The sequence below is a fragment of the Rhizobium sp. RHZ01 genome (assembly GCF_014851595.1).
In the GTDB taxonomy this organism is placed as follows: domain Bacteria; phylum Pseudomonadota; class Alphaproteobacteria; order Rhizobiales; family Rhizobiaceae; genus Rhizobium; species Rhizobium altiplani.
Genome location: NZ_JACUZZ010000013.1, coordinates 129,223 through 154,120 on the forward strand (window position 1 = coordinate 129,223; position 24,898 = coordinate 154,120).

Here is a 24,898-nt window from a genome sequence, read left to right on the forward strand (position 1 = left end):
GTAGATATATATGAAATAATAATTGGCGTTTTCGTAAAACGGTGATAATTGGTGATCAAGTAGAGTTCTGATATTGAATTAGAATCACGTTGCTTATTTCCTCGTTGGCTTTGGATTTCAGTGTTTAATTGAGGAAGTAAGCTGCGTGGTAGCGTACTAATTCGAAATCGGGCAGTATAAGAACGGGTTTCGGCCTCAGGAATCTAGGGGTGGATTTCAGTTTTTCGAAACAGGTTGCCGTAGCCTGGGTTTTTTGCTGTTGGCTCTACGATGACGGTCTTGGCTGACGAGGCTTAGACCTTTGGAGCATTGAAACAGGAGAAACGTATTATGACGGATACTGCAGCCGGTAGCGGGCCGGAGTTGCTGGTCGAGCTCACCGCAGATATTGTTGCCGCCTATGTCAGCAACCACGTGGTCCCGGTTGGCGATCTCGCTAACCTGATTTCTGACGTGCATTCGGCACTTAGCAATACGTCGACGCCGCAAGCTGCAACGGCGGTTGTCGAGAAGCAGAAGCCGGCTGTATCGGTGCGTAAATCCGTTCAGGATGAACAGATCACATGCCTGGAGTGCGGCGGCAACTTCAAGTCGCTCAAGCGTCACCTGATGACCCACCACAATCTCTCGCCGGAAGAATACCGCGAGAAATGGGAGCTCCCCGTCGACTACCCGATGGTAGCGCCGGCCTATGCCGAAGCGCGCTCGCGCCTCGCAAAGGAAATGGGGCTCGGCCAGCGTCGCAAGCGCGGACGCGGCTGATCGTTGCCAAGGATTTGATCCTGTAGAGCCGGGCGGAAGCCCGGCTTTTGTGTTTTTGGCCGGGGAAGAAAGGGGGAAGCGGCCAAACTGATGCTGCGCACGGCCCTGATGGCGCTCTCCCGGCATTACAATCCGCCGGCGCCCGCGCGCCGATCGCGCGTGGAGCATTGGGGTGCGCAGGGCTACAGGCCCGAACTCTATTCGTGATGAGGCGGGTGGTTGCTTAGGCCACCGCGCGTACGCGGGCTTCCTCGCGGATGCGGTTGACCATCGAGCGCAGGCCGTTGGCGCGCTGCGAGGAGAGATGCTCGACGAGGCCGATCTTCGAGAATACGTCGAAGGCGTCGAGGGCCGCGATATCCGATGCCGTCTTGCCGGAATAGGTTGCAAGAACGATGGCCACGAGCCCGCGCACGATATGCGCGTCGGAGTCGCCCTCGAAGGTCATGACGGGATTGTCTGGATCCCCCGCGGTGTGCGTTACGAGCCAGACCTGGCTGGCGCAGCCCATCACCTTGTTGGCCGATGTCTTCTTGTCGTCGGGAAGGTCCGGAAGCGCCTTTCCGAGCTCGATCACATAGCGATAGCGATCTTCCCAGTCGTCGAGGAAGGAGAAGTCGTCAATGATCTGCTCGAGGGACGTCATGTATTGTGGCCTTTCGTTATCAGGTTTCATATAGGTGAAACACGGCCAGATTTGAACCATTAAAAAGAAACGCCGCGGAGGATGGGCATCCTCGCGGCGCAGCAAAAGCTGGAAATAAACAGGGCAGGCACGTCAGGCATGGGACATTCCGCGGCTTGCGGATCGCCGGTGCAAGCTTGGTTGCGGGAAATCCCGCGGAATTCTCAGGTGGCCGGACGCGGCGTCGGCAGCGGAATGGTGCCCGTCGTCACGGTGTCGGAAAGGCTTTCATCGCCGTCGTCAACCGGCGGGCGATAGGGCATCGGCTGGTTCAGCGCTGCGGTGCGCTCCTGTGCCTCGGCCTGAGCCTCGGCATGGGAGGGCGCAAGTGCCGCGACGGGAGCGATCGGCGCATTGGGTGCGACAGCAGGCTTGGCGGCGTTGTCGTCACCGAAACGGCTGTCCAGCAGCTCATAGGCGACACGGGCGCCTTCGCGGGCCCGGTGGCCGAGCGCGGCCATGGTCTCCGCACCCTTGACGCAGACCTCCGGCTTCTCGCCGCACATGCCTGTCACGTAGTCATAGGCGCCTGTCGCCGCGACAAAGGCGTCGGAAAACTGCAATGTCGGCTGCGAGCTGGTCGAGCTCTCGCCGCTGAAGAACGACAGCAACACGAGCACAAGCCCGAACCAGAATGATCCTTTGATCAGAAACCACATCGTCGTTGCCATCCTGTTTTCCCGTTCGGTCTTACCGCCGAATCGGTCCGGTCTTCCGGTGTGCTTTGACCTTAGAGCAGAGTTGCGAATGCCAGTTTTCAAAACTCGTCGGCATTTGCCTCAAATTTAGTTCGAATTTTAATGAACGGGATTTGCACCGCATTTCGGTCAAATTGTAGCGACCACTGTTAAGCATGTCATCGGCCTCCTCCTGTAATTGCAGGCAAACCTTGCGGCAGAGCTGCCACAAAGGTTAACAGCAAGCTGAAATGTGAGCGAAATCCGTCGCTTACCGCCCGTTAACCGTAAAAAACAAAGCCGCTTCCATATGTCCAAAAACGGGACATTTCGCTCTTCTGCGGTGTGGAGGCGGCTTTTCCCTTATCCTTTCCTTAAGCGCCCAAGGCCTATTGTCGGCCCTGGTAAAAAGCCTTTTTTGGGCGGGTATTGCGTGCGTGTAATGAGTAAGATCGCAGAGCGGGCGGCAGCCCTCGTGGACCGGGCGGTGGAAAGCTGGCTCTCCCGGACAGGAGGGGGCACAGCGGTGCGCCAGCGTGAATTGATGATCCTGCGCCGCTTGGCGCTGCTTTCGTCGGCGGCTCTCGTCGCGGTCCCCGTTGGGCTCTCTTCTGTGACCAGTCCTGCCATTGCGCTACCCGTCGGTGTCGCAACCGTCTGCGCGGCCTTCCTGTTTTCTGCGGTGGGCAGCATTGCCCTGTCGCGTCAGGGTTCGGCAACAGCGCCGATTGCCGCGCCTGTCGCCGAAGACTTTTTCATGGAAGCAACCGCCGGTCTCGCCTTCTTCCTGGATCCGCAGGGCAACGTCACTGCCGTCGGCGGTCGTGACAAGCGCGAATATCTCGCCTGGATGCGTGATCCGATCGGCAAGGGCTTTGTCGATCAGATACATGTCTCTGACCGCATCCTTTTCCTGCAGGCGCTGGATCAGCTTCGCCAGGGTGAGGCGACTGCCGCGGTCGATCTGCGGCTGGAGCGCCCTTCGGTTTCGCGTGACAACAGGCAGTTTGCCTACCTGCGTATGGATATGACCGCGCGGCAGGACGGCGACGGCACGCTCTTCAGCGTGATTGCCCAGCTACGCGATGTCTCGGTGGAGCAGCAGTTACGGCAGGAGGCGCAGAACCGCGCCGCCGACGCCCGCTCGGCAAACGATGCAAAATCGCGGTTCCTTGCCGCGGTCAGCCACGAATTGCGCACGCCGCTCAACGCCATCCTCGGCTTCTCCGACATCCTGCTCGGCGAGTATTTCGGCAAGCTCGAAAACGACCGCCAGCGGGAATATGTCGGCCTTGTCAGGGAATCCGGCGCGCACCTGCTCTCCGTCGTCAACACCATGCTCGACATGAGCAAGATCGAAGCGGGGCGCTACGAGCTTTGCCTCGAACCCTTCGACATTGCATCCGTCGTTCGTTCCTGCGAGGCCATGCTGGCGCTGCAGGCGAAGTCCAAGGGTGTATCGCTGACAAGCCGAGTGCAGCGCGGTCTCGACGAGGTCGTGGCCGATCAGCGCGCGATCCAGCAGATCCTGATCAATCTGGTTGGCAATGCCGTGAAATTCACCGATGCGGGCGGTGCGATCTCGATCGACGCGTCGATGCGCGACGGCGTTCTGAACCTCTGCGTGAGCGACACCGGCATCGGCATTCCCGGCGACAAGCTGGAAACGCTCGGCCAACCTTTTGTCCAGATCCAGAACGACTATAGCCGCCGATTCGAGGGAACGGGACTCGGCCTGTCGTTGGTGAAGGGCTTGGTGGCGCTGCATGGCGGCGACTTCGCAATCGCCAGCACGCCGGGCGCCGGTACGATCATTACGATTTCCATTGCAGCGGATGGCTCTGGCATTCCGGCTGTGGGTACTGCCCGCAACGATCTTGTCGAGTTTCCGCCGCGACTGAAGGCTGTGCCGGCGCTAGCGGGCGTTTTGGAAGAGGGGCTTTTCGATGGCCGCGAGCAAGCGAAAATCGCCTAAGGGACGGAGAGGCCGACAGAAACGGCCGAGCCTCCTTCTCACAGGGGCAACCATGGTCGGCGGTATCGGGCTGCAGGGCGCAAGCGTGCTCGGCGGCGTGATCGGCCGCAACCCGTCGGTTGCCGGCGGTACGGCAGCCTTCCTTGTCATCTTCAGCTTCGTCGCCGCAAACGCGCTCTGGTATCAGCCAGGGGCGCATCCGCACCCGTTCCTGCGCACCCGCGATCCGCTCTTTCCGAACGTGCTCGGCGGTCGCCCGGTCATCGAGGAGCAAAGCGGGAATGTCACCACCTTCAAGATCCAGCGGCAGGACGAGGCCGACGTCACGCAGACCAATGCGACGCCGCCAGTCGCTCCCGGCGGGCAGCAGCCGAGCCAGATCGTCATGGACATCCAGACCGAACTGGTCCGGCGTGGCCTTTACAACGGCACTCCGGATGGGGTCATCGGCCCGCGCACCAGTGCGGCGATCCTCTTCTTCGAAGAAACCGTGGGCATGCCGCAGACGGGCGACGCAACGCCAGATGTGCTGGCAGCGCTCAGAACCGACTCGGTCGGCCCCTCGGCGATCCCGCTGGAAAAGCCGCGCGAAGACATCACCTCGAAGGCATCCGCCGAGGATCCTGTCGCCGCCGCCATCCGCAGCGCCGAAAAGAGTGTGAAGACCGCGCCGACACTTGCAAAGAAAGCCGCACCATCCGCGGAGTTGTCGACTGTGGATCTCGTCCTGAAGATCCAGAAGGGCCTCAGCAACATGGCCTACGCCAATGTCGGCGTTGACGGTGTGCCGGGAGAACAGACCCGCACCGCCATTCGCCACTTCCAGAAGCACTACAACCTTCCCGAGAATGGCGAGCCGAGCGAAGTGGTCTTGAAGAAGCTCAAGGAGATCGGCGCGCTCTGAAGCCCGGCAATGCCAAGCATTGCCGCTTGCCGTTTGTCTGCTATAGCTCGCCGATGAGATTACGCACCGATATTTTCGTCTCCGCCCTGCTGCGCCGGGTTTTTGCCAAAGGTGACTTTGCCGCTGTCGAGGCAAAGGGTGCCGACGAGGCGGGCGCCATCTTCATTCGCCAGCACTTCCGCGATGGTCTTGAGACGCTCTACGGCCCAGCGCCGCAAAGCCTCTTCGACGACGAGACGAGCGGGGAGCGCCTATTCGAGCAACGGCTGACGCGCGAAGAGCCTGATCGGGTCAGGGAAATGCTCGAGCGTGAGCGGAAGTTCGACCCGGACCTCTGGATCGTCGAGCTTGAAGCCGATGAGCTCGGGGATATCGTTCCGCTTGGCGACGGGCGCGAGAACCCGCTCTAGTCAAAGTCAGCGTGTACGGATGATGCGCCTGTCCTGGGCGGGCGGTTCCTCATGGGTGGCTTGCGCCGTTTCTGTTTTTTCGGGCAGGTAGGTATAGCTGTCGGCGCGGCGCCAGGCGTCGACGCGGGCGTTGCACTCTTCCAGATCGAGACTGTCCAGCACCATCCATGCGCGCGTGACGCCATGCTGCGGTTCCGCGAGGTGCGGGTAGAGCTTTTCGAGCACAAAGACGGCGTCGCGGAAGTCCAGGCCGAGACTGATGAGCGTGGTCGCCAGTTGCTGACCGGAGATATCGAGCATAATGCGCTCTGCAAGCCAGCGGCTTGCCGAAAGCCCGCTGGCAAGCGCCTTTGCAAAGAGCGCCGCTTCGCGATTGCGGGCAAAGCGGACCAGGAGTGCGGCCTGGATCGGCGACAGGTTACGCAGCCCGAGGCGATCGCCTTCCGGGCGGCTGACATGACGTGCCAACTCCCTGATTCTATTGCGTATCTCCTCTTCACTCGCGCGGCGCGCTGCAGCCTCGGCTTCCTCGAGGGAAGCCGGAACCGGCGGTTCGGATGGTACGATGCCGGTTTCGACCTCAGCCGGAGCTGCCAGCCGCTGTTCCGCCTGACGCAGGCCGACCAGCGCGTCGATGACCCGCGGGGAAAGCGCATCCCGGCTGACGATCGCCTTCATGTGTGCGCTGCCCTGGGTGCGCGCAATGGTGATCAAGGTCTCGTCGTCGATCGCCGGCGAGGAGGTGAGGAACGGCGCTGCAATGTCGATCGACTGGCAGCCGACGAAAAGCGCGACGGCGGGTGGAATCTGCGGGCATTGGGAAAGGGCTGCCACGGCCTGACGCTTTGCCTCGAGAGAGGAGGCCTGGAACAGCGGCGTGAAGAGTTCGGCGAATTGGCGCAGTTCGGAGCGGGTTGGCGGCTGCAATCCCTCGAAGCTGCTGACGGTCGCCATGAGAACCACGTCCTTCTTCCGGCTGGCGGATGGGGCCTCTAGGTCTCGGAACCGGTCACGCACAAGAACACACCCTGGAAACGCAAAAAGGGATGTCGCAGGACTGGACGTGAAGGGACGCCCCTTACCCCACATAGGTTATGAACAAATCCTACATGGGCAGGGTTAACGCTTGCTAAAGACTTTATTCAATTTGTACCGAAAGGCTTCACCGTATGACGACCGCGGGACGGAGTGACTAAAGCCCTTTGTGTCCGCGCAGCGCCGTCAAAAGCCTCTCGGCGCTATTGTTCCCGGACTGATAGAGGTCAAGCGCAGCGGACGCTGCCATCTGGGCTTCGGCGCTCTTGATGTCGATCCGCTTTTCCGCACACCACGCATCGAGGGCATCGCGCAGCACGTCAAGGTCCTCAGGAGAGAATGTCGAACCGATAAACAAAGACATTTTAACCCCTCCCTGTCCGCAATAAGCGGAAGACGGCGCCCCGCCGCCTGGCCACGGACCCGTGGCCGATGACACAACTTTACCGGTATTGGTGAGGATCGCAATTGATATTTTTGTGACGAGAAACCACGGAGCTGTGATGGGGCCGCCATCGCCGACACAACCTCCGTTAAGTATATGAATTAATGCTAATATCGTTGCGACATTGTCGATTGAAACTTCTTATGAGAAGTTTGAAACCAAATGGGGACTCAGCGCGTTTATAAGACGTCGTGCAAATAGCTAACGTCCAGGCATGAAATTAACGATCTGTTAACTGTCATATGTCTCAATTCGGGTATGAACGGCGATCGAGTGCTTCGGTCGTCCGGTTTCACATCACGGTATTTCAAACAGGTGCCGTGAGAAAGGCGCGAATGCCTCGGAGCCCGGTTTCGGGTTCTACAGGACGCGCTGGCTCGCATAGGCGGGCAGGGTGAGATTCCGCAGTTCATCCGTCTCGGGCCGTGCATGGAGACGAGAATGGCAATAGTCGTCGCATTGGCGGACCGTCTGTCTCAGACGCAACGCCGCAAGGGCAGGAAACCAGTCGAGGCACAGATCCTCCTTTTCACGGGCGTGCGTTACGAGCGCCTGACGGAAAGCTCGAAGCGTTCCCCGGCGCCTCGCATTTCGCGGGCAAAGAAATAGACTTATTGCTTCAATCCGAGGGGCCGGCATATTCGTCGCAGCCGGCCTCCGCGAGGAAGTTCCGCGCGGCTGCGTCGAAGCTCGCCTGGGGCGCCAATGTCCTCAACACCACATAGCCTTCCGAACGCGTACTTTCCACGAGAATGGTTTTCTGCAGGTCAGGCGGCAAAGCCTTGCGAAGCTCTGTCAACTGGATCGGCGTTCCGACCAGAATGTCGAGCGCTCCCCCCACAGACGTTCTGTCGTTCATGCTGAAGACCTCGTTCGAAGCCTCGTCATAGAGCGCGACAGACCAGAACGGCACATTGCCCTTGGCCGTCAGGCGGATTGGATTTTCCTCAATGTCGAACGAGCAGACAGCAGTGCGGACAAAAGGGTCATCGTTGGAAAGTCCCGCGGCATCGTCCGTCGACCCAAGCAGGTAGAACTTGTCGAGATCGCCCTCGGAGGCGACGCGGGTGGCGGCGTCCTTGCCGGTAAAGTGCGGCAGCGAAAGAATGATGACGAGGTGCAAGAGTGCCGCCCCGAAAAGTCCCGCGAGGATGGCAAACAGGATCCTAAGCATTGCCGCATCCGGTTTTCTGAAGCTTCGGCATCGCAAGGTCGATAACGCCGGAGCTGCCGGCTGTCGGGGTATCGAAGAGGGTCAGGACGAGTTGGAAGGTACCCGCCGCCGGCAGCGCTAGCCAGTTTCCCGGTCGGGCGTGCGCGGAAATGTCGATCGTGAAGCTGCTGTCGGGCTGCCGCAGCACCGTCCAGGAATTCAGCGCGCCGGGAAGCCCCGGTCGCAGCGAGGCAGGATTGCCGCTGTTGTCTGCGGTAAACAGCGTCCAGATGCGGGCGGGCGGCGTCTGCCCCGTGATACGGTAGCTGCAGCCGGCATTCAGCCGGTCGCCGGCGTCATCGACCTTGGCGGTAAACATCAGGCCTTCGGCGTTTCCGTAAAGCAGGCGTCCGGCACGCGCCCGGTGCGATTTCGCATAGGGGTCGGCGCTTTCGGTTTGTAGCTCGGGGAAGGCTTCCCAGGCGCCGAGCTTGATCGCGCCGAAGCCGGCCGTCGCATCCAGCGCGTAGAGCGAAATCATGATCCCGCCACCAAAGGCGATAATCAGAGTCATCGCTATGAAGAGAGGAAACCGAAACACTATGCGCCCTTGAGAAACAAATCAGTTGAAAGGGTTACCACTGATTCTAGCTAGGCGGAATGGTGCAGGGCGGTATCGGCGGCATATCCCGGCCAAAACGGATCAACGCTGGACCATTCGAAAGGCCGACTGATTGTCGATTTTCGATAGCTGGATCAGCGTCCAGACTTTTGGCATCAAGCGATTTTCAAAGATCGGCGCCCGCCGCGACGACTTTTCCGGAAGCTATCAGCGCCCGCACAGATTCGTGCACTGCCTCCAAGCTCGTGTACCGCGGTTTGTAGCCCAGGCGGTTTCGGCTCTTTTCAATTGAGTGGCACGAGCTTCGGATCACGTGCCCACGACTGCTTTCGGCATACTCGCCGAGATCGGCAAGCCATTCTTCAAAGGGCTTGTAAGCGATGCGCGGCTCCTTTCCGAACCAGCGATATGCCGTTTCCGCGTAGCCCCGCAGGGTCACCGCTTGTTCCGATACCGTGTTGAAGACTTCGCCGATTGAAGCCGACCGGTTCTCGATCGCACACATGATCCAGCGAGCCACGTCATCAGCATGGACGTGATGGACCATTTCAAGTCCGAGGTTCGGCAAGACGAGTTCATCGCCACGGGCAATCAGCGAAAAGACTTCCGGATCCGCGTTTCCGATCGGGTTGATCGGATTCCAGCCTTCGCCGCCGATATGGCCAGGACGGAAACAGGTCGCGGGAAAGCCGGTGACGTGCGCCTCCCGCGTCAGCCAGGCTTCGCACTCGGCCTTGCCCCTCCCGTAGGCGTCTATCGGATTGGGCGGATCGGTCTCGGTCGAGGGGATCGCAAAAAGGCGGCCATAGACCCAGATCGAGCTACAGAACAGGTAATGGCCAACCTTTCCTCGGAGGGCCTCCACCACGTGCCGTGTACTGGATAGGTCGAACGATATCATATCGACGACGATATCAGGCCTTAGATCTGCGATCTTGGCGCCGAACCGGCCGGCTTTCTCCTCGGCCGCGCGATCGAGCGCGACGTTCTCGATCTCACCCCATGCGTAGTGGGGGCGATACGGTTTTGCTGTGCCACGGCTCACATTGACGACCTGATGGCCTCGCTCGACAAGCGCTGGCACCAGATAGCTTCCGACGTGGCCACTCCCTCCGATGATGACGATGCGTGACATGATCGGCCTCCCTCGCTCTACGAAGCAGTTGCTGCTGATGCCCTTAGTCGGCGCTCGCCACCTTTTGCGCGGCAAGCGGGGGCGCCGCCTTCAGCGCCTGGCCAAGGTCCTTGAGAATGTGCGTGGACTCGACCGAGAGCATCCGGGGGCGGACGAGGGGCGGCGGGCTGCCCTCCGCCGGCTTGGCGGCGGCGACCGTTTTTGCCGTCTTGTCGGGCGGCAGCGGCTGCGTGCCGGGGATCTGTCGAAGCGTGATGCCCTGGTGCGCATAGTCCATGGCACGCTTGAAGGTCATGGCCGGCAGCGAGCCGCCGGTCATCTCGTTGGTCGAAGTATAGTCGTCGTTGCCAAACCAGACGGCGCACGTGTAGTTGCCGGTGTAGCCGATGAACCAGGCGTCGCGGTACGCCTGCGTCGTGCCCGTCTTGCCGGCTGTCAGAATGCCGTTGTCGAGCGCTGCCTTTCGCGCCGTTCCGACATAGGGGACGCGGGACAGCATCTGGTTCATGTAGGTGTCGGCCTTCTCGGAGAGCACCCGCTTGGCGGGCGGCTCGTCACGGTCGAAGTCGTAGAGGACGTCGCCGCCGTAATCGAGGACCTGCGTGATGCCGTGACGGCGCGACTGGTAGCCACCTGCCGGGAAGACGGCATAGGCGGTCGCCTGGTCGAGCACCGTCACCTCGGAGGTGCCGATCGGGATCGTCACGTCGTCGCGCACGGGCGACTCGACGCCGAGGTTCTTCGCCATGGCCCGGATCGGCTGGATGCCGAGCTTTTCCTTGGCAAGGCGCACTGGAATGGTGTTGATCGACTGGGCGATGGCAGTCGCAATGGTGACGCGGCCGGCGTACTTATTGGCGTAGTTGCGAGGGGCCCAGTTGCCCCAGTAGATCGGCGCGTCGACGACGATGGTATCGGGCGTCATGCCGCTCTCCATCGCCACCGAATAGGTGTAGACCTTGAAGGATGAACCCGGCTGCCGCAGCGCCTTGGTGGCACGGTTGAACTGGCTTTCGCCGTAATCCCGGCCGCCGACCATGGCCCGCACCGCGCCGCCGTTTTCGATCACCACCATCGCGCCCTGTTTGGCGTGATAGCGCTCGCCATATTCGCGCAGCGACGTTTCCACTGAATCGTCGGCCGCGCTCTGCAGCCCCATGTCGATCGTGGTCCTGACGACGAGCGAATGCTGGGGGAAGCGCGGCGACAGGCGCATGACCTCGTCAAAAGCCCAGTCGAGGAAGAAATCGGGTGATTCCACCTGGTTGCGGTCGACGACCGTCGCCGGATTACGCCGGGCGGCGATCACCTGGCCCTCGGTCATCAGGCCGCTTTGCACAAGGTTGGTCAGCACCTCGTTGGCGCGACCGCGCGCCGCCGGCAGGTTGACGTGCGGCGCATATTTCGCCGGCGCCTTGAACAGGCCGGCGAGCATTGCGGATTCAGCCAGATTGACGTCGGTGATGCTCTTGCCGAAGTAGAACTGCGCCGCTGCGGCAGCGCCGAAGGTGCCACCGCCCATGTAGGCGCGGTCGAGATAGGTGGAGAGGATTTCCTTCTTGGAGAGGTTGGCTTCGAGCCACAGCGCCAGGAAGGCTTCGGTAATTTTTCGGTCGATCGAGCGTTCGTTGGAAAGGAACAGGTTCTTGGCGAGCTGCTGCGTCAATGTCGAGCCGCCCTGTACAACTTCGCCGGCCTGGGCGTTGGTAACAAGCGCGCGGAAGAGACCGATGACGTCGATGCCGAAGTGATCGAAGAAGCGCCGGTCCTCGGTCGCAAGCACTGATTTGATCAGCGCGTCGGGCAGTTCGTCGATAGGCACGGAGTTCTGGTGAATGACGCCGCGATGGCCGATGACGTTGCCATAGCGATCCAGGAAGGTGACGGCGTAGTCGCCGCGATTGCGCCAATCTTCCTTGGTAGCTTCAAAGGCAGGCTGGGCGAGGGCGAGCATCAGGACGGCGCCGACGGAACCCCATGTCAGGCCTTCGCCGGCCAGTTCGAAGACAATGCGCTTCCAGCCGCGAACGCGGAAGCGGCGGAAGAAGATGGTGATGTCTTCCCAGATTTCGGCCGAGCGAAAACCGGCATTCCAGATGGTCGAATCGATCCACGAGTCGATCTTCAAAAGCAGGTGGCGTTGCTTGCGCGGCCGTTTTTCTGGATTGTCCGGATCCGTCACGTCTTATATTCCCGCCCGATCAGTCACTTCGACGTCGGAGGAACCTGACGCCGGACTATGGCAAATCTGCCGACAGTGCCCCGGAGTAACCGGAGCTTGGTGAATCATTGGTTGATTTGGCTGACAAGAACAAGAGAAATGGAAGCTCTCACGCGATTTTGCGCGGAGCTGTTGCAAGAACGGAATGATGGAAGAAGTACCCTTCTGGAAGACGAAGACGCTCGCCGAGATGACGACGACCGAATGGGAGAGCGTATGCGACGGCTGCGGCCTCTGTTGTCTCAACAAGCTCGAGGAGTGGGATAGCGGCGACATCTACTTCACCTCGATCCGCTGCAAGCTGCTCGACGACCACAGCTGTCGCTGTTCCTCCTACGAGAACCGCTGGGATTTCGTGCCCGATTGCGTCCAGCTCTCCAAGGAAAACGTCGACGAGATCGCTTGGCTGCCGCCGACCTGCGGCTACCGGCTGATCAACGAGGGGCGCGATCTTTACTGGTGGCATCCCCTGGTTTCTGGCGATCCCGAGACTGTGCATGCCGCCGGCATTTCGGCGCGCGGCCGGACGATCGACGAAACCGAGGTCAAGGTCGACGACTTTGAGGATTATGTGGTGGATTGGCCGCTGACAGTGGGCGACGAGGCGCAGGCCCAGCAGCCGGAGGCGGCTAAGTAGTCGCTGGCTGAGCGACCGTCTCAAGGAATTCTCTCAGCTCAGCGCGAACATAGTCTTCGATCGAGCCTTGCGGCTCGAAGCCCCACCAGAGCAGGCAGCCCTGCCACTGCGACAGAATCAGCCGTCCGAGCGGCGTTTTGCCTTGGGCGCCGAGGGATCGGTCGAGCGCTGCCGCCAGTGTCTTTCCCCAGGCAGCCCCACGAGCACGCAAGGCCGGGTCGCGCAGATCTTCCCGCAGTACCAGCAGGCCTTCAGCGTAGGACGCGGCATCGTCGCCGTAATCCCTGGAAAGGCCGGCGAGCAAGTTGATGGCGCCTTCGGGTGTCTCGGGAAGAGACTGGATCTGCCGGGCCGTCTCCATGTCCAGCCGGTCCCAGGCGCGCAGCAGGCAGGCCCGCAGCATTGCAGCCTTGGTCCCGAAGCGCTGTACCAGCGTCGAGCCGGAAAGGCCGCTGATCTTCGCCACCGCGCCGAAGCTTGCCGCGTCAGGACCTTCCGAATGGACGAGGCCGAGCACCATGTCGAGAAGCTGTTCGTCGGAAAGCGTACGGGGTCGCGGCATGAAAATTCCTCTTGTGTTCGCGACGAATATGAACGAACGTTCGTTTATATTCAAGTGCAATGGCGAACACCCATTGCGCCTGGTCCAGCGTGGAGGACAAGCACGTGACAGCAGCGCTTTCAGGAAAGATCGCCCTTGTGGCCGGAGGCACGCGCGGCGCAGGTCGCGGGATCGCCTTGGAACTCGGGGCCGCCGGGGCAACGGTCTACGTTACCGGCCGCACGACGCGGGAGAAGCAATCGGAGTATGGCCGCCCGGAGACGATCGAGGAGACCGCCGAGATGGTAACCGCTGCGGGCGGCGAGGGGATCGCGGTTCGCGTCGATCATACCATGCCTTCGGAAGTCGAGGTGCTGGTCGAAAGGATCCGCCGCGAACAGGGCCGGCTCGATATCCTGGTCAACGATATCTGGGGCGGCGAACATCTGACGGAATGGAACAAGCCGGTCTGGGAGCACTCGCTCGACAAGGGGCTGCACATGCTGCGGCTGGCGATCGACACCCATCTGATCACCGCGCATTTCGCGCTGGCGCTGATGGTCGAGCGCCCCGGCGGGCTGCTGGTCGAACTGACCGACGGCACGGCCGAATACAACGCCACGCATTACCGCCTCTGCCCATATTACGACCTCGTCAAGACGGGCGCCATCCGCATGGCCTGGGCGCATGCCAAGGATCTTGCGCCGCATGACGCGACGGCTGTGGCGCTGACGCCCGGCTGGATGCGCTCGGAAATGATGCTCGATATCTTCAATGTGCGAGAGGAGAACTGGCGCGACGCGACGTCCGTGCAGCCGCATTTCATCATCTCCGAGACACCGCGCTTCACGGGCCGGGCGGTGGCAGCCGTTGCCGCCGATCCAGAACGCGTCCGCTGGAGCGGCCAGTCGCTGTCGAGCGGCGGGCTCGCCAAGATCTACGGCTTTGACGATGTGGACGGCTCGCGGCCGGACTGCTGGCGCTACATGGACGAGGTCATGGACGCAGGCAAAGCCGCCGACGCTACCGGCTATCGTTGATTCGATCTAGCCGGATGGAATGACAACGAATTGTCTTTGCAGGGTTTTTGGCGCGACGTTCTGCCATGACTTGCGCACGAGGCCATGCACGAGTTCGTCGCTCGCCTTGCCGTAGAAAAGCCGGGTCGAGCCGCGCAGTCCCCAGCCGCCCGGCACCGCGGCCGTGTCGTCGGGCGCCACCGCCAGCGTCATGTGTTGCTGGTCGGGCGTCAGGCGGACGACGCAATAGTCTTGTTCCGGCACCGTCAGGAATATCTTGCTGCGCACGCGAAAATCGCGCGTGCCATGATGCGCGCTCTCGACCGCCTCCGGCAGGCTGAGCGCAAAGGAAATGAGCTCTTCCTGGTTCATGCGATAAAATTAGCACATGCTGATGGATGTGGACCAATCAGAAAAACTCAAGCAGTCCGGTGGCTTTGGAAAATTTTCACTTGATAGGAAAATAATCCTTGACGGCGTGACGGTCGTTTGATAGGGTTATGGCATAGTCGGAAAGTTGCGGGCGCGGCGGAGTGCCGAGGCAAAGCTTTTCGGATCTGAAAGCCGGGCGTTCGACCCGGCTTTTGTGTTTCTGGCCGCCATCGATGCTGAAAAGCATCGACGAGAGCCTGCCGGTCTCGACCGTGCGCGCGACGCGCGGTAAGTACCTCAGGGCCGAACCGGTTGCCGCACTCTACGAACAGGGGCGCGTTGCCCATGCCGGGCGCTTCGTCGCGCTGGAAGACCAGATGTGCGACTTCGGCCCGGACGGGCTTTCATCCGGCCGTTCGCCCGACCGGCTGGATGCGCTGGTCTGGGCGCTGACGGCACCGATGCTGGAGGGATACGGAGAACCCCGGGTGAGGGGTGTCTGAGGACTAGCGTTGAGGTTGCTGTTGTGCTGGGCGTGGCGACTGCGGCTCCGGGCGAACTTGACGCCACTCGTTTTCGAGCTGGTCGACGACATGCTGGGGAATGGTCGGCTGATTGCTGTTGGCCGGCTGCTGCATGCTCTCCTCCGAGGCTGGATTTAACGGTGAGTTAATCACTGGCACGGCTTAAACTACGTGTAAATCAGGCGCTTAAACACTTTAAACGATTGAATTAATTTTAATCGATTGAGACGTAGAACGCCGTACCACTTTTTGAGGCTGGTATTATGGTTATCCACATCGACAGGCCCTTCTTTTTCAACACTGTGCGCCATGCGCTCTTTAAGGGAGCGCTTAATCAGCCGCAGGTGGAGGGCATGACCGCGATTCTCGATTTCTGGGAAGCGCGAATGGCTGAGGCCGATCCGCGCTGGCTCGCCTACATCATGGCGACCGCCTACCACGAGACGGCCTATACGATGCAGCCGGTGCGCGAGACGCTGGCGACGACCGACGCAAGGGCGATTGAGATCCTGGAAAATGCCTATGCGTCAGGCAAGCTCTCCTGGGTGAAGACGCCTTACTGGCGGCCAGACGAGGACGGCAAGTGCTGGCTCGGCCGCGGCCTGGTGCAGCTCACCCACAAGCGCAATTACGAGGCGATGAGCTTGCTGACCGGCATTGATCTCGTGGCCGAGCCCGACCGGGCGATGGAGATGGACGCCGCCGTTTCGATCCTGATCGAAGGTATGGTCCAGGGCTCTTTCGCCACTCATAAGCTCGCCGACCACCTGAACGAGACGACGGAGGACTGGGTCAATGCGCGCCGCATCGTCAACGGTACGGACCGGGCGGAAAAGCTCGCCGGCTACGGCAAGACCTTCCTTGCGGCCATCCGTCGCGAACGGCCGGCAGGTGCGCTTGCGCGGTTGAAGGCCTGGCTGCTGCGTGCTATCGCGCGGGTCTTCGGCTAGACGCTCACAGGAGTTCCGCGTGATCCGCCACATCGTCTTCTTCACAGCGCCCGCGGACCAACTGGAAAAGGTGCGCGCCGGCCTGTCGATCCTGACGGCGATCCCGCACGCCCGCCTGCTGGAGATCGGCACCAACATCAAGACCGACCAGCTAGGCACCGATGTCGACCTCGTTGTCTACGGCGAATTCGAGGACGAAGCTGCTCTTGCCGCCTACAAGGCGCATCCAGACTACCAGCGCTCCATCGACCTCGTGCGCCCGATCCGCGAAATGCGGATGGCGGCGGATTACGAGAGCAACACGGCGGTGAAGCGGCCGCTGCGCTGATGCTGCAGCCTGCCCTCCAGCGCGCCAGTTAGGGATGCGGTTGGACGGCAGGCCTAGCCGAGAGCGCTCTGCGCGGCGCAGATCCTGTCGACCAGAGCATCGAGTTCACCCTTCGGTGGACGATTTTTGGCGAGGCGCTGCTTCAGGTGCATGATGGGCTCGGCGAGGATCTCATCCAGGCTTTCAGCACAGGTGAAGTCACCTGCGACCTGCTTGACCTTCGAATTGTCGAAGATCGCAGTCCAGGCCTTGTCGCCGATCAAGGGACCTTCCCAGGCCGGATTATACTTGATCAGGGTGTCGGTCGGCACGTGAACGATCTTGGCCTCGACGCCGAGCAATCTGCCGATCGCCCTTTGGATATCGTTCCAGATATGCGCGCGGTCGGAGGTGATGTGGAAAACATCGCGAAGCGCCGCCTTCTTGCCGAAAAGCCTGACGAAAGGCACTGCGAAATCGACCGAGCGGGTCAGTGTCCAGGGCGTGTGGCCGTCGCCTGCCACGATGGTGGGCTCGCCGTCCAGCATGCGCCTTGCCATGATGTCGCTATCGCCCAACATCATCGGCACACCGGTGCGTACCGTGTGGCTGGGGCGGACGATCGTCCAGGCCAGGTTATCGGATTTCTTGAGCAGTTCCTCGCAGGCAATCTTGGCCTGGCTGTAGGGCCAGTACGGATTGATCGCCGGTGTCTTCTCGGTAATCACATAGTGACGTGGCGGCTTCTCATAGACCGAGGCCGAGGAGATGAAAATGTACTGACCGCATTGCCCCGTAAACACCTCGATGTCGCGCGCAATCTGGTCGGGCGTGAAGGCGATGAACTGGCATACGACGTCAAAGTTGGCCCTGGCGAGATCCGCGTAGGCGGTCGATCCAAGTTCACCCACGATCGAGGTCACGCCTGCAGGCAAAGGGTCTTGTCTCAGGCCGCGGTTGAAAACGCTGACATCATGACCCTCGGCAACGGCGCGCTCGACGCATGGATAAGAGATTTGGCCGGTGCCGCCAATGAAAAGGACTTTCAAAGCCATCTGGAAACCTCGGTATCTGACAGGCGGGATCTAGGGTCCCCTTCATAGCGTGAAAGGACCCGGGCGTCTCGCGTAAATCTGGCTAGGCTATGGCGCCCCCAGACGGCAAGCAGGGAGGCCTGCATCTCCCGTCCCACTCTGACAAGCCATCGATAATGTGATGGGGAAAGCGGTATTGAATTTCTTCACGAATGTATGAGACGCATGCTATCTCAGCTGGGCTAGGAGCGATGCTGCATGGTGGTTGTGAGGGCTTTCGGGACGTCGTGCTTGGACCCGAAAAAGCGGGAAATCGAGCGTCTCGCGGCGCTGGAGCAGCTTGACCTCCTCGATACCCCGAAGGACGAAGGTTTCGATCGCATCGTGCGGCTGATCAAGGAGATCTTCGCGGTCGAGATCGGCCTTGTGTCCCTCATCGACGCGCATCGGCAATGGTACAAGGCATGTTCTGGGCTGGCGGCGGACGAGGTTCCGCTCGAAGATACGTTCTGCCGTTACGTGGTCGACCATGAGGAACCGATTTTCGTACAGGATGCGACCCGCGATCCGCGGTTCGCGCACAACCCGGCCGTAACGGGAGAAAGCCACGTGCGGTTTTACGCCGGGGTGCCTTTGAAAACCAAGAGTGGCCACGTTATCGGAACGGTATGTGCGATCGATCGCCGCCCCAGATCGTTCGGGTCCAGGGATCTTTCTGTTCTCCACGAACTGGCGGGCGTGGCGATGGACCGGATCGAGCTGCTGCAGTCGGCCGCGACCGATAGCCTGACGGGCACGCTTACCCGCCGTGCCTTCCGGCAGGAGGCCGATCAACTTCTGTCGCTTGCCCTGAGACACCAGCATGACCTGTCCTGCATTGTTCTGGACATCGACCGCTTCAAGAGCGTCAACGACACCCATGGCCACGCCGCGGGGGATCAGGTGCTCCATGCGGTCACCGAAACCTGCAAGGCGAACCTGCGGGCGGGAGATCTGTTCGGCCGGCTCGGGGGAGAGGAATTTGCCATTCTCCTTCCGCATATCAATCGCGAAGAGGCGTTCGCGGTCGCCGAAAAGGTAAGGATGGCGATCGCGTCCCGGCCGATCCGAGGAGCTTTCGGCGACTTGAACGTGACAGCAAGTTTCGGCATTTCGGCGCTTTCGATCATCACCAGGGATATCGAGACGCTGTTGGCTCAGGCCGATGCCGCAATGTACCACGCCAAGCACAACGGTCGAAACCGATGCGTGTCGTGGAACTCTATCGGCGCTGATGGTCCGACTGGTTCGCGCCGTCGCGTCCTGAAAGCGGGGTCCATCATGTTCAACGACCGCCGCTCGACGATCGACTGCACCATACGCTCGCTCGGTACCGACAGCGCCGGGCTCTCCGTCTCCAATTCCGCTGGCATACCTGCGGAATTCGTCCTGATCATCAAGGGCGAGGGTTTCGAGACCAAGTGCCGGATCGTGGCGCAGGACCGGCAAACCATAGAAGTCGCCTTCAAGGCCTGATCGGGCTCCACCTGCGATTGGCTGTCGCCACGCCGCAGGCTTGAGAGTCCGCCTAACTCCGGGATACCAACCATGAGATTGAGATCATTGCTGCCGTGGAGCTCCGCGGCGGGTCGCAGGACCGTGCCCGAGAAGAAGGCCGCAGGTGGCTTCATGTCGCTTGCCGCAGGGGGGCGGGCGAGTTGGACGGGGCGCTCCTATGCGGCACTGTCGCGCGAGGGCTTCATGAAGAACCCGGTCGCACACCGCAGTGTCAGGCTAGTGGCGGAAGCCGCAGCCTCGGTGCCGTGGCTGCTCTACGAGGGCGATCATGAGCGGCCGGATCATGCCATCCTCTCGCTGCTCGGCCAGCCAAACGGACGCATGGGTCCCCGATTTCTTCGAGGCGCTCTATGGGCACCTGCTGCTGTCGGGCAATGCCTATGTCGAGCCGCTGATGGTCGGCGGAAATGTGCGTGAGCTGCACCTGCTGCGGCCTGATCGCATCGGTATCGTCGAGGGCAGGGATGGGTGGTGGCCCGAGGCTTACGACTATCGCGCCGGCGGTTCCGTGCGCCCCTTTCCGGCGGAGACGGAGGGGTTGGGGCTGCTGCATCTGAAGCTCTTCCATCCACTCGACATCATCTCGGTTTCCCGCCGCTTGCGGCCGCCCAGGTGGCGCTCGATCTCTCCAATGCGGGGGCGACCTTTAACAAGGCGCTGCTCGACAATTCGGCCCGCCCGTCAGGCGCGCTGGTCTACCAGCCGAAGGAGGGCGGCAACCTCTCGCCCGACCAGTACGAGCGGCTGAAACAGGAACTCGACGAAGGCTATTCCGGCCCGATGCGCGCCGGACGCCCGCTACTCCTCGAGGGCGGGCTCGACTGGAAGTCGATGGGGCTGTCGCCGAAGGACATGGATTTCGTCGAGGCGCGCTGCCCGCGACATCGCGCTTGCCTTCGGCGTGCCGCCGATGCTGCTCGGCATTCCCGGCGACAACACCTATGCCTATTACCAGGAGGCGAACCGCGCCTTCTATCGGCTGACCGTGCTGCCGATGCTGACCCGCACCGCGGCCTCGCTTTCCGCCTGGCTCTCCGGACATTACGAAGACCGCCTGCGGCTTGAGTCCGATCTCGACAAGGTGGCCGGGCTTGCGGCGGAACGCGATCAACTATGGACAAGGTTGGGAAGCGCGGCGTTCTTCACGGACGAGGAGAAGCGCCAGGCGGTGGGTATTGAAAGCCTGCGCCGGCGCATGAATCAAACTCTGAGCGCCTGGACTCAATGTTCGAGCAAACGCACCCAAGCGATTCAAAAGATTCGCTGAAGTGCGAGGACGGCACCCCGAATACGGCGGCGCGAAGTCGTGACCGCCGGTCGGCTGCCGTTCTTCGCCAACCAAGGATCCCTGCGATGACAGACCTTTCCAACGATGCCGGGCTCTGGGCGACCAGGGCGCTCGGCGCGTCGGCGGGGGCAGCGGTGTCGCTCGTCTATCTCCTGCCGAAAAGCCAACGGGAGGCTGCGAGCCGTTTCTTCACCGGCCTTGCCTGCGGGACGATCTTCGGCGGCCCGACGGGTATCTGGATTGCCGAAAGGCTGGCGCTGGCGGATCGCCTCTCGGCCTCTGAGGTCGTGCTGTCGGGTCGGCGGCGGCAGGCATCTGTGCCTGGTGGGGTCTCGGCATCCTGTCGCGCCTCGCCGGACGATACGGCGCGCGGGCGCTAGCCGGAATAACAGTTTACAACGAGGAGAATATCATGACCGCAAGCCGCGCGCTGGTGCGATCACCCATGGGCGCGGATACGCGCAAGTTCGCCAATCTGGAGCTGAGGGGGCTGAAGCGCGACGGCAGCTTCTCCGGCTATGCCAGCGTCTTTGGCGAAGTCGATCCCGGCAAGGATGCCATCGAGCGCGGCGCCTTCCGCAAGTCGCTGGCTGAACGCGGGGCGTGCGGCGTGCGCATGCTCTTCCAGCATGACCCGGCAGAGCCGATCGGCGCCTGGAAGACCATCCGCGAGGATAGCCGCGGTCTCTTTGTCGAGGGCATGCTTGCCGAGGGTGTGGCCCGGGCGCGCGAGGTGCACCAGCTCCTGAAGAGAGGCGCGCTCGACGGGCTTTCGATCGGCTTCCGCACCGTGCGGGCAAAGACCGATGCGAAGTCGGGCGTGCGCCGCATTTTTGAAGCCGACCTCTGGGAGATCTCTGTTGTGACCTTCCCGATGCTTCCGTCGGCGCGCGTGCAAGCGCTGCTTGACGATGCCGCGGTTGATATCGAGGCTTGGATATCCAGCGAGGTCGATACCGTCTTTGCCGAGCAGGAGGGTACCGCCTTCGTCAACGGCGACGGCACCAGCAAACCGAAGGGCTTCCTTGCCTACACTACAGTCGCCGACAGCGCCTGGAGCTGGGGCAATCTCGGCTATATCGCGACGGGTGCGGCCGGCGCCTTCAAGACCACGGGTGCTTCCGACACGCTGATCGATACGATCTATTCGCTGAAGGCGGGGCATCGGCCGAACGCCAACTTCGTCATGAACCGCAAGACGCAGGCCGAGGTCCGCAAGTTGAAGGATGGTGACGGCCGCTATCTCTGGCAGCCGCCGGCAACGGCAGGCGAGGCGGCTTCGCTCGTCGGCTTCCCTGTTGTCGAGGCCGAGGACATGCCCGATATCGCGGCCATCGCGCTGTCGATCGCCTTCGGGGACTTCCGCGCCGGCTATCTCGTCGTCGACCGCACCGGCGTGCGTGCTGCGCGATCCCTATGCCGCCAGGCCTTACGTGCTCTTCTACACAACCAAGCGAGTCGGCGGCGGAGTGCAGAATTTCGAGGCGATCAAGCTCATCAAGTTCGCCGTGAGTTGATCGGGGCAAGGCGGGTGCGGCCACTATCCGTATCCGCCTGCCGAATATGCCTGCATCAAACCAATCCAAGATCGTCCATGACTTTTGCACTGATTACCCCACCTTCGGCGGAAGCGCTGACGCTTGCGGAAGTGAAGGCCCATCTGCGGCTTGATGACGGCAGCGAAGATGCGCTGCTGGCCTCGCTGATCAGCGTCGCCCGCGAGCATCCGGAGCGCACGACGGGCCTCTGCCTGATCACCCAGGTCTGGCGCCTCCATCTTGAATCGTTACCTGAAGATCGCGTGATTCAGATTGCCAAGGGACCGGTGCAAGCGGTTGAAAGCCTGAGCATTTACGATGAGGTGGGCGAGGAAGTGGTCTTGCCCGCGGCCGGCCATGTGCTTGACGGTACTGCCCGGCCGGCGCGTCTGTGCTGGCTCGAAACTTGAACCCTGCCATTGCCGCAAGCGGCATCGAGATCGATTTTTCCGCCGGCTTCGGCGAGAGCGGTGCCGAGGTGCCCGACACACTGAAGCGGGCGATGCTGATGCATGTCGCCCAGATGTTCGCCTTCAGGGGCGCCGTCGCCGTCGAGGACCAGCCAGCAGACGTACCCGCTGGTTACGACCGATTGGTGGCGCCGTTCCTGATGCGGAGGCTCTGATGCGATCCGTCTTCTTCGGTCCCGGCCAGATGACCGCGCGCTCGACCTGGAGGCGCCGGAAGAAGCGCCGGACGGGCAGGGTGGCGCGACCGTCACCTTTGCCGCAATTGCTTCCATGTGGGCGCGGATCGAGCCGGTGAGCGAAGTGCGCGAGGAGCGGGCGGGCGCGGATGTTTTCACGCTGACCCACCGTATCTGGCTGCGGTTCCGCAGCGACATCAGGGCCGGGATGCGGCTGCGCAAGGGCGATCGGCTGTTTGCCATCGGCACCTGGCGCGATCCGGATGAGACCGGCCGCTACCTCTGCTGCCTCTGCGAGGAAGAGTTACGATGAGCACTGCCCTTTCGATCACGCTCCGCGATCTGGCGGCGATCCTGGCGCGGCTAGCTAGAGATACCGCAGGTAATTCGCCGGCAAACGGAGGCGAGAGCCATGAGCGCAGCCAATGAACTGCTGACGGCTATCCATGCACGCCTGACCGGCGACGCAGAGCTTCTCGTCATGATCGGCGACGACGGTATCCGCGATCGGCTGGTGACCGGGCGAAAGCTTCCTTGCGTGCTGATCGGCGAACTCGTCAGCAACGACTATTCGACTTCGACCGAGAGAGGCGAGGAGCATTTGGTGTCGCTCGAAATCTGCTTCGACGTGGGTGGGCGAAGGCAGGCGCAGCTGGTGGCCTCGCGTCTCCACGCCCTGCTGCAGGATGTGGCGCTCGATCTTGGAGCGTATCACCTCGTCAGCCTGCTGCATCTCAGGACGCAGAGCCGCCGCGAACCGAAGACGAAGCTCTATGTCGCCGAGTTGCTCTTTCGGGCTGTGACGGAGCCGCCGCTGCATAGCGACGCAACCTAGGCCTCGAAGCGGCTCGTGGCGTCGCGGTCGCCTTCGTATCGTCTCGCCAGCGGAAACGGCGGCAGCCACGACTCGCGGCGGATGGTCCAGAGTTCGTAAGTTGGCTGTAACTGGTCGGGAGCATCGAGCGATCCGAGGTTCACTTCGACCTCATCCCCGGAGCGCCCGAAAACCGGGGAGCCGCAGCGGGGGCAGAAGAACCGCCCGTCGTACTCACCTGTCTCGCCTTCGACCGTCACCGCATCCTGAGGAAAGATCGCGGATGCGTGAAAGAGTGCGCCATGATGCTTGCGGCAGTCGAGACAATGACAAATGCCGACCCGATAGGGGCGTCCAATAGCCACGAGGCGGACATTGCCGCAGCGGCAACCGCCAGTGAACCGGTCCATGTTGTTTCTCCTCCAAGATCAAGCGGTGGGCTGCTTATGAAGAAGATGGGAAGGTGACCTGAAATGTCCCGCCCATCGCAGCAACTGCCTGCATCTCTCAGGCCGGTTCGTATACCCTGGTCGCTGCCTTGACCTGCGCAGCCAGCGTCAGCACGAAGCCGAGCGAGATGACGGCGAGCGCGGCGCATGTCGCGATTGCGGTTCGGCACCGGCGCGATCGAGGATCGCCGTGAAGACGACGGGTGCGATGGCATTGGCGAGGTTCTGCGGCAGCGACAGGCGGGCTGATTGCAGCCCGAATTCGCGCGGCGAGAACAGGGCGAGCGGCAGCAGGGTGCGCGCAACGGTCATGACACCGGAGCCGAAGCCATAGAGCAGGATGAAGGTGACGAGCAGTGGCGTCGAGGGCGGGATCAGCAGCATCATCACGAAGCTTGAGACCATCAGGCTCACGCCCATTGCGGCGCTGAGGATCGGATTGCCGCGACGCCCGAGGAGCATATCCAGGATGCGGGCGGAAAGACCGAAGGCGCCGCCGGCGCCGATCGCAATCCAGGCAAGTCCATAGAGGACGAGGCCGTGCGCGGCTGACAACAGCAGCAGGCCGATCGTGAAGGTAATCGACGCGGCGGCGAGCACGCGGGCGGCTCCATGCCGGGCGAGCAGGCGGCCCGTCGCAGGGCCCACAAGGGCGCTGACGACCATCATGATGCTCAACCCGCCGAAAACCACCTCATTCGGCAAGCCGAGATCCGGCGCGATGACACGCCCCATGACACCGAGCATGTCGAAGGTACTGCCCCAGCCAATCAGCTGGGTGACGGCAGGCACGGCAATCGTCTGCACCGAGCGCAGGGGGATGGATCGAGACATGGAGGGCTTTGACGCGAACGGGGTAGGGGCGGGCAAGGTCGTAGCAGCTTCGCCGGCTGGTTGAAAGTAGCGGTGGTCCTCCGGCCGGAATGGTCGATCCGGCGCACCTTTTCGTCTGGTCGTGGGACGCGCGGCCTTTTCCGGCCTTTCCGCTGAATACATCGACATGGAGTGACGGCGCCAACTGGAGGATTGGGGATTGGCTGAACGGCAGGCTCGGTGGTGGCACTCCGGCGGAGGTCGTGGCCGCGGTGCTGCGGGAACACGGCTTTGACGATTTCGACGTATCGGAGGTCAGCGGCGATCTGTCGGGGTATGTGCAGGGGGACTCCGCGCGCAGCCTGATCTAGCCACTCCAGGAAGC

At 61.8% G+C, this 24,898-nt stretch carries 24 protein-coding genes and 7 pseudogenes; 18 read left to right on the forward strand and 13 right to left on the reverse strand.

Going from position 1 to position 24,898, the window contains the following annotated elements; genetic code table 11:
- Positions 1-330 precede the first annotated feature (330 nt).
- A complete protein-coding gene (locus IB248_RS15605) occupies positions 331-762 on the forward strand; it encodes a MucR family transcriptional regulator (protein WP_018859452.1) in 432 nt (143 codons plus the stop codon).
- Positions 763-985: 223 nt separating this feature from the next.
- Here IB248_RS15605 and IB248_RS15610 read toward each other — a convergent pair whose 3' ends face one another.
- Entirely contained in the window at positions 986-1,408 is a 423-nt protein-coding gene (locus tag IB248_RS15610; protein ID WP_113471206.1) for a SufE family protein, read from the reverse strand.
- Between the two features lie 203 nt (positions 1,409-1,611).
- Positions 1,612-2,106, reverse strand: coding sequence for a DUF5330 domain-containing protein (locus tag IB248_RS15615; RefSeq protein ID WP_112824466.1), 495 nt, complete (start codon positions 2,104-2,106; stop codon positions 1,612-1,614).
- A gap of 460 nt (positions 2,107-2,566) precedes the next feature.
- Here IB248_RS15615 and IB248_RS15620 point away from each other — a divergent pair, with 460 nt between their 5' ends.
- Genes IB248_RS15620 through IB248_RS15630 form a run of 3 tightly spaced genes read left to right on the forward strand, consistent with a single transcriptional unit; the run spans position 2,567 to position 5,413 of the window.
- Complete coding sequence (locus tag IB248_RS15620) at positions 2,567-4,099, forward strand: HAMP domain-containing sensor histidine kinase (RefSeq protein ID WP_192241191.1); 1,533 nt, start codon at positions 2,567-2,569, stop codon at positions 4,097-4,099.
- A complete protein-coding gene (locus tag IB248_RS15625; RefSeq protein WP_169682840.1) occupies positions 4,071-5,003 on the forward strand; it encodes a peptidoglycan-binding domain-containing protein in 933 nt (310 codons plus the stop codon). The genes IB248_RS15620 and IB248_RS15625 overlap by 29 nt, the downstream gene beginning before the upstream one ends.
- Positions 5,004-5,056: 53 nt before the next feature.
- The gene (locus IB248_RS15630; protein WP_026372176.1) at positions 5,057-5,413 is read left to right on the forward strand and encodes a DUF1491 family protein; all 357 of its coding nucleotides are present in this window, start codon (positions 5,057-5,059) and stop codon (positions 5,411-5,413) included.
- A gap of 6 nt (positions 5,414-5,419) precedes the next feature.
- Here the strand turns inward: IB248_RS15630 and IB248_RS15635 are convergent, their stop codons facing one another.
- Complete coding sequence (locus IB248_RS15635) at positions 5,420-6,430, reverse strand: DUF2336 domain-containing protein (protein ID WP_169682838.1); 1,011 nt, start codon at positions 6,428-6,430, stop codon at positions 5,420-5,422.
- Positions 6,431-6,605: 175 nt separating this feature from the next.
- Positions 6,606-6,812 (reverse strand): hypothetical protein, encoded by a 207-nt coding sequence (locus tag IB248_RS15640; protein ID WP_018860034.1) that lies wholly within the window; start codon positions 6,810-6,812, stop codon positions 6,606-6,608.
- A 522-nt stretch (positions 6,813-7,334) separates the two neighbouring features.
- Between IB248_RS15640 and IB248_RS15645 the strand changes: the two genes are divergently transcribed.
- Entirely contained in the window at positions 7,335-7,502 is a 168-nt protein-coding gene (locus IB248_RS15645) for a hypothetical protein (protein WP_018860035.1), read from the forward strand.
- A 10-nt stretch (positions 7,503-7,512) separates the two neighbouring features.
- Here the strand turns inward: IB248_RS15645 and IB248_RS15650 are convergent, their stop codons facing one another.
- The 4 genes from IB248_RS15650 to IB248_RS15665 all read right to left on the reverse strand — a co-directional run bounded on the left by IB248_RS15650 (position 7,513) and on the right by IB248_RS15665 (position 11,985).
- Entirely contained in the window at positions 7,513-8,067 is a 555-nt protein-coding gene (locus tag IB248_RS15650; protein WP_018860036.1) for a membrane protein, read from the reverse strand.
- The gene (locus IB248_RS15655) at positions 8,060-8,647 is read right to left on the reverse strand and encodes a DUF1214 domain-containing protein (RefSeq protein WP_025661024.1); all 588 of its coding nucleotides are present in this window, start codon (positions 8,645-8,647) and stop codon (positions 8,060-8,062) included. Before IB248_RS15655 ends, IB248_RS15650 begins: the two co-directional genes overlap by 8 nt.
- A 187-nt stretch (positions 8,648-8,834) precedes the next feature.
- Positions 8,835-9,803 (reverse strand): NAD-dependent epimerase/dehydratase family protein, encoded by a 969-nt coding sequence (locus tag IB248_RS15660; protein WP_192241192.1) that lies wholly within the window; start codon positions 9,801-9,803, stop codon positions 8,835-8,837.
- Positions 9,804-9,846: 43 nt separating this feature from the next.
- On the reverse strand, positions 9,847-11,985 hold the full coding sequence (locus tag IB248_RS15665) for a transglycosylase domain-containing protein (protein WP_018860040.1): 2,139 nt from the start codon (positions 11,983-11,985) through the stop codon (positions 9,847-9,849).
- A 187-nt stretch (positions 11,986-12,172) separates the two neighbouring features.
- Here IB248_RS15665 and IB248_RS15670 point away from each other — a divergent pair, with 187 nt between their 5' ends.
- Positions 12,173-12,661 carry a YcgN family cysteine cluster protein gene (locus IB248_RS15670; RefSeq protein WP_169682928.1) on the forward strand — a complete coding sequence of 163 codons (489 nt, stop codon included), beginning with the start codon at positions 12,173-12,175 and terminating at the stop codon, positions 12,659-12,661.
- Here IB248_RS15670 and IB248_RS15675 read toward each other — a convergent pair.
- Positions 12,654-13,223, reverse strand: a complete 570-nt coding sequence (locus IB248_RS15675; protein ID WP_169682832.1) for a TetR family transcriptional regulator — start codon at positions 13,221-13,223, stop codon at positions 12,654-12,656. The two genes, IB248_RS15670 and IB248_RS15675, sit on opposite strands and share 8 nt — an antisense overlap.
- A gap of 104 nt (positions 13,224-13,327) precedes the next feature.
- Between IB248_RS15675 and IB248_RS15680 the strand changes: the two genes are divergently transcribed.
- Positions 13,328-14,242, forward strand: a complete 915-nt coding sequence (locus tag IB248_RS15680) for an SDR family oxidoreductase (protein ID WP_062371600.1) — start codon at positions 13,328-13,330, stop codon at positions 14,240-14,242.
- 6 nt (positions 14,243-14,248) lie between these two features.
- Here IB248_RS15680 and IB248_RS15685 read toward each other — a convergent pair whose 3' ends face one another.
- Entirely contained in the window at positions 14,249-14,593 is a 345-nt protein-coding gene (locus IB248_RS15685; protein ID WP_169682830.1) for an MmcQ/YjbR family DNA-binding protein, read from the reverse strand.
- A 230-nt stretch (positions 14,594-14,823) separates the two neighbouring features.
- Here IB248_RS15685 and IB248_RS15690 point away from each other — a divergent pair.
- From IB248_RS15690 to IB248_RS15700, 3 genes and pseudogenes are all read left to right on the forward strand, one after another.
- Positions 14,824-15,096, forward strand: a pseudogene (locus tag IB248_RS15690) (DNA-packaging protein); the annotation flags it as partial.
- Between the two features lie 284 nt (positions 15,097-15,380).
- Complete coding sequence (locus tag IB248_RS15695; protein WP_192241193.1) at positions 15,381-16,067, forward strand: hypothetical protein; 687 nt, start codon at positions 15,381-15,383, stop codon at positions 16,065-16,067.
- 19 nt (positions 16,068-16,086) lie between these two features.
- Complete coding sequence (locus tag IB248_RS15700; RefSeq protein ID WP_018860049.1) at positions 16,087-16,395, forward strand: Dabb family protein; 309 nt, start codon at positions 16,087-16,089, stop codon at positions 16,393-16,395.
- A 53-nt stretch (positions 16,396-16,448) separates the two neighbouring features.
- Here IB248_RS15700 and IB248_RS15705 read toward each other — a convergent pair whose 3' ends face one another.
- Positions 16,449-17,429: an SDR family oxidoreductase gene (locus IB248_RS15705; protein ID WP_169682828.1), complete on the reverse strand. Its 981-nt coding sequence runs from the start codon at positions 17,427-17,429 to the stop codon at positions 16,449-16,451.
- Positions 17,430-17,666: 237 nt separating this feature from the next.
- Between IB248_RS15705 and IB248_RS15710 the strand changes: the two genes are divergently transcribed.
- The 7 genes and pseudogenes from IB248_RS15710 (at position 17,667) to IB248_RS15745 (ending at position 23,272) form a co-directional block, all read left to right on the forward strand.
- Positions 17,667-18,923 carry a sensor domain-containing diguanylate cyclase gene (locus IB248_RS15710; protein WP_192241194.1) on the forward strand — a complete coding sequence of 419 codons (1,257 nt, stop codon included), beginning with the start codon at positions 17,667-17,669 and terminating at the stop codon, positions 18,921-18,923.
- 72 nt (positions 18,924-18,995) lie between these two features.
- Positions 18,996-20,166, forward strand: a pseudogene (locus IB248_RS15715) (phage portal protein); the annotation flags it as partial.
- Between the two features lie 152 nt (positions 20,167-20,318).
- Positions 20,319-20,635: pseudogene (locus IB248_RS15720) on the forward strand (DUF6107 family protein); the annotation flags it as partial.
- A gap of 63 nt (positions 20,636-20,698) precedes the next feature.
- Positions 20,699-21,770 (forward strand): annotated as a pseudogene (locus IB248_RS31765) (phage major capsid protein).
- A gap of 77 nt (positions 21,771-21,847) precedes the next feature.
- Positions 21,848-22,416, forward strand: a pseudogene (locus IB248_RS15735) (phage head-tail connector protein).
- Positions 22,416-22,750, forward strand: a pseudogene (locus tag IB248_RS15740) (phage head closure protein). The pseudogenes IB248_RS15735 and IB248_RS15740 overlap by 1 nt, the downstream one beginning before the upstream one ends.
- 99 nt (positions 22,751-22,849) lie before the next feature.
- Positions 22,850-23,272 carry a DUF3168 domain-containing protein gene (locus IB248_RS15745; RefSeq protein ID WP_192241195.1) on the forward strand — a complete coding sequence of 141 codons (423 nt, stop codon included), beginning with the start codon at positions 22,850-22,852 and terminating at the stop codon, positions 23,270-23,272.
- Here IB248_RS15745 and IB248_RS15750 read toward each other — a convergent pair.
- Both IB248_RS15750 and IB248_RS15755 read right to left on the reverse strand, forming a co-directional pair.
- Positions 23,269-23,661 carry a GFA family protein gene (locus tag IB248_RS15750; RefSeq protein WP_018860054.1) on the reverse strand — a complete coding sequence of 131 codons (393 nt, stop codon included), beginning with the start codon at positions 23,659-23,661 and terminating at the stop codon, positions 23,269-23,271. The genes IB248_RS15745 and IB248_RS15750 overlap by 4 nt on opposite strands.
- 97 nt (positions 23,662-23,758) lie before the next feature.
- Positions 23,759-24,534 (reverse strand): annotated as a pseudogene (locus IB248_RS15755) (hypothetical protein).
- A gap of 89 nt (positions 24,535-24,623) precedes the next feature.
- Here IB248_RS15755 and IB248_RS31770 point away from each other — a divergent pair.
- Positions 24,624-24,884 (forward strand): hypothetical protein, encoded by a 261-nt coding sequence (locus IB248_RS31770; protein ID WP_246779249.1) that lies wholly within the window; start codon positions 24,624-24,626, stop codon positions 24,882-24,884.
- Positions 24,885-24,898: the final 14 nt, after the last annotated feature.

Bases quoted from the DNA above. Each gene is read 5' to 3' on its own strand.
- IB248_RS15605 (WP_018859452.1), top strand. From the start codon at position 331: ATGACGGATACTGCAGCCGGTAGCGGGCCGGAGTTGCTGGTCGAGCTC.
- IB248_RS15610 (WP_113471206.1), bottom strand. From the start codon at position 1,408: ATGACGTCCCTCGAGCAGATCATTGACGACTTCTCCTTCCTCGACGAC.
- IB248_RS15615 (WP_112824466.1), bottom strand. From the start codon at position 2,106: ATGTGGTTTCTGATCAAAGGATCATTCTGGTTCGGGCTTGTGCTCGTG.
- IB248_RS15620 (WP_192241191.1), top strand. From the start codon at position 2,567: ATGAGTAAGATCGCAGAGCGGGCGGCAGCCCTCGTGGACCGGGCGGTG.
- IB248_RS15625 (WP_169682840.1), top strand. From the start codon at position 4,071: ATGGCCGCGAGCAAGCGAAAATCGCCTAAGGGACGGAGAGGCCGACAG.
- IB248_RS15630 (WP_026372176.1), top strand. From the start codon at position 5,057: ATGAGATTACGCACCGATATTTTCGTCTCCGCCCTGCTGCGCCGGGTT.
- IB248_RS15640 (WP_018860034.1), bottom strand. From the start codon at position 6,812: ATGTCTTTGTTTATCGGTTCGACATTCTCTCCTGAGGACCTTGACGTG.
- IB248_RS15645 (WP_018860035.1), top strand. From the start codon at position 7,335: ATGGCAATAGTCGTCGCATTGGCGGACCGTCTGTCTCAGACGCAACGC.
- IB248_RS15650 (WP_018860036.1), bottom strand. From the start codon at position 8,067: ATGCTTAGGATCCTGTTTGCCATCCTCGCGGGACTTTTCGGGGCGGCA.
- IB248_RS15660 (WP_192241192.1), bottom strand. From the start codon at position 9,803: ATGTCACGCATCGTCATCATCGGAGGGAGTGGCCACGTCGGAAGCTAT.
- IB248_RS15670 (WP_169682928.1), top strand. From the start codon at position 12,173: ATGGAAGAAGTACCCTTCTGGAAGACGAAGACGCTCGCCGAGATGACG.
- IB248_RS15675 (WP_169682832.1), bottom strand. From the start codon at position 13,223: ATGCCGCGACCCCGTACGCTTTCCGACGAACAGCTTCTCGACATGGTG.
- IB248_RS15685 (WP_169682830.1), bottom strand. From the start codon at position 14,593: ATGAACCAGGAAGAGCTCATTTCCTTTGCGCTCAGCCTGCCGGAGGCG.
- IB248_RS15695 (WP_192241193.1), top strand. From the start codon at position 15,381: ATGGTTATCCACATCGACAGGCCCTTCTTTTTCAACACTGTGCGCCAT.
- IB248_RS15705 (WP_169682828.1), bottom strand. From the start codon at position 17,429: ATGGCTTTGAAAGTCCTTTTCATTGGCGGCACCGGCCAAATCTCTTAT.
- IB248_RS15710 (WP_192241194.1), top strand. From the start codon at position 17,667: ATGGTGGTTGTGAGGGCTTTCGGGACGTCGTGCTTGGACCCGAAAAAG.
- IB248_RS15745 (WP_192241195.1), top strand. From the start codon at position 22,850: ATGAGCGCAGCCAATGAACTGCTGACGGCTATCCATGCACGCCTGACC.
- IB248_RS15750 (WP_018860054.1), bottom strand. From the start codon at position 23,661: ATGGACCGGTTCACTGGCGGTTGCCGCTGCGGCAATGTCCGCCTCGTG.
- IB248_RS31770 (WP_246779249.1), top strand. From the start codon at position 24,624: ATGGTCGATCCGGCGCACCTTTTCGTCTGGTCGTGGGACGCGCGGCCT.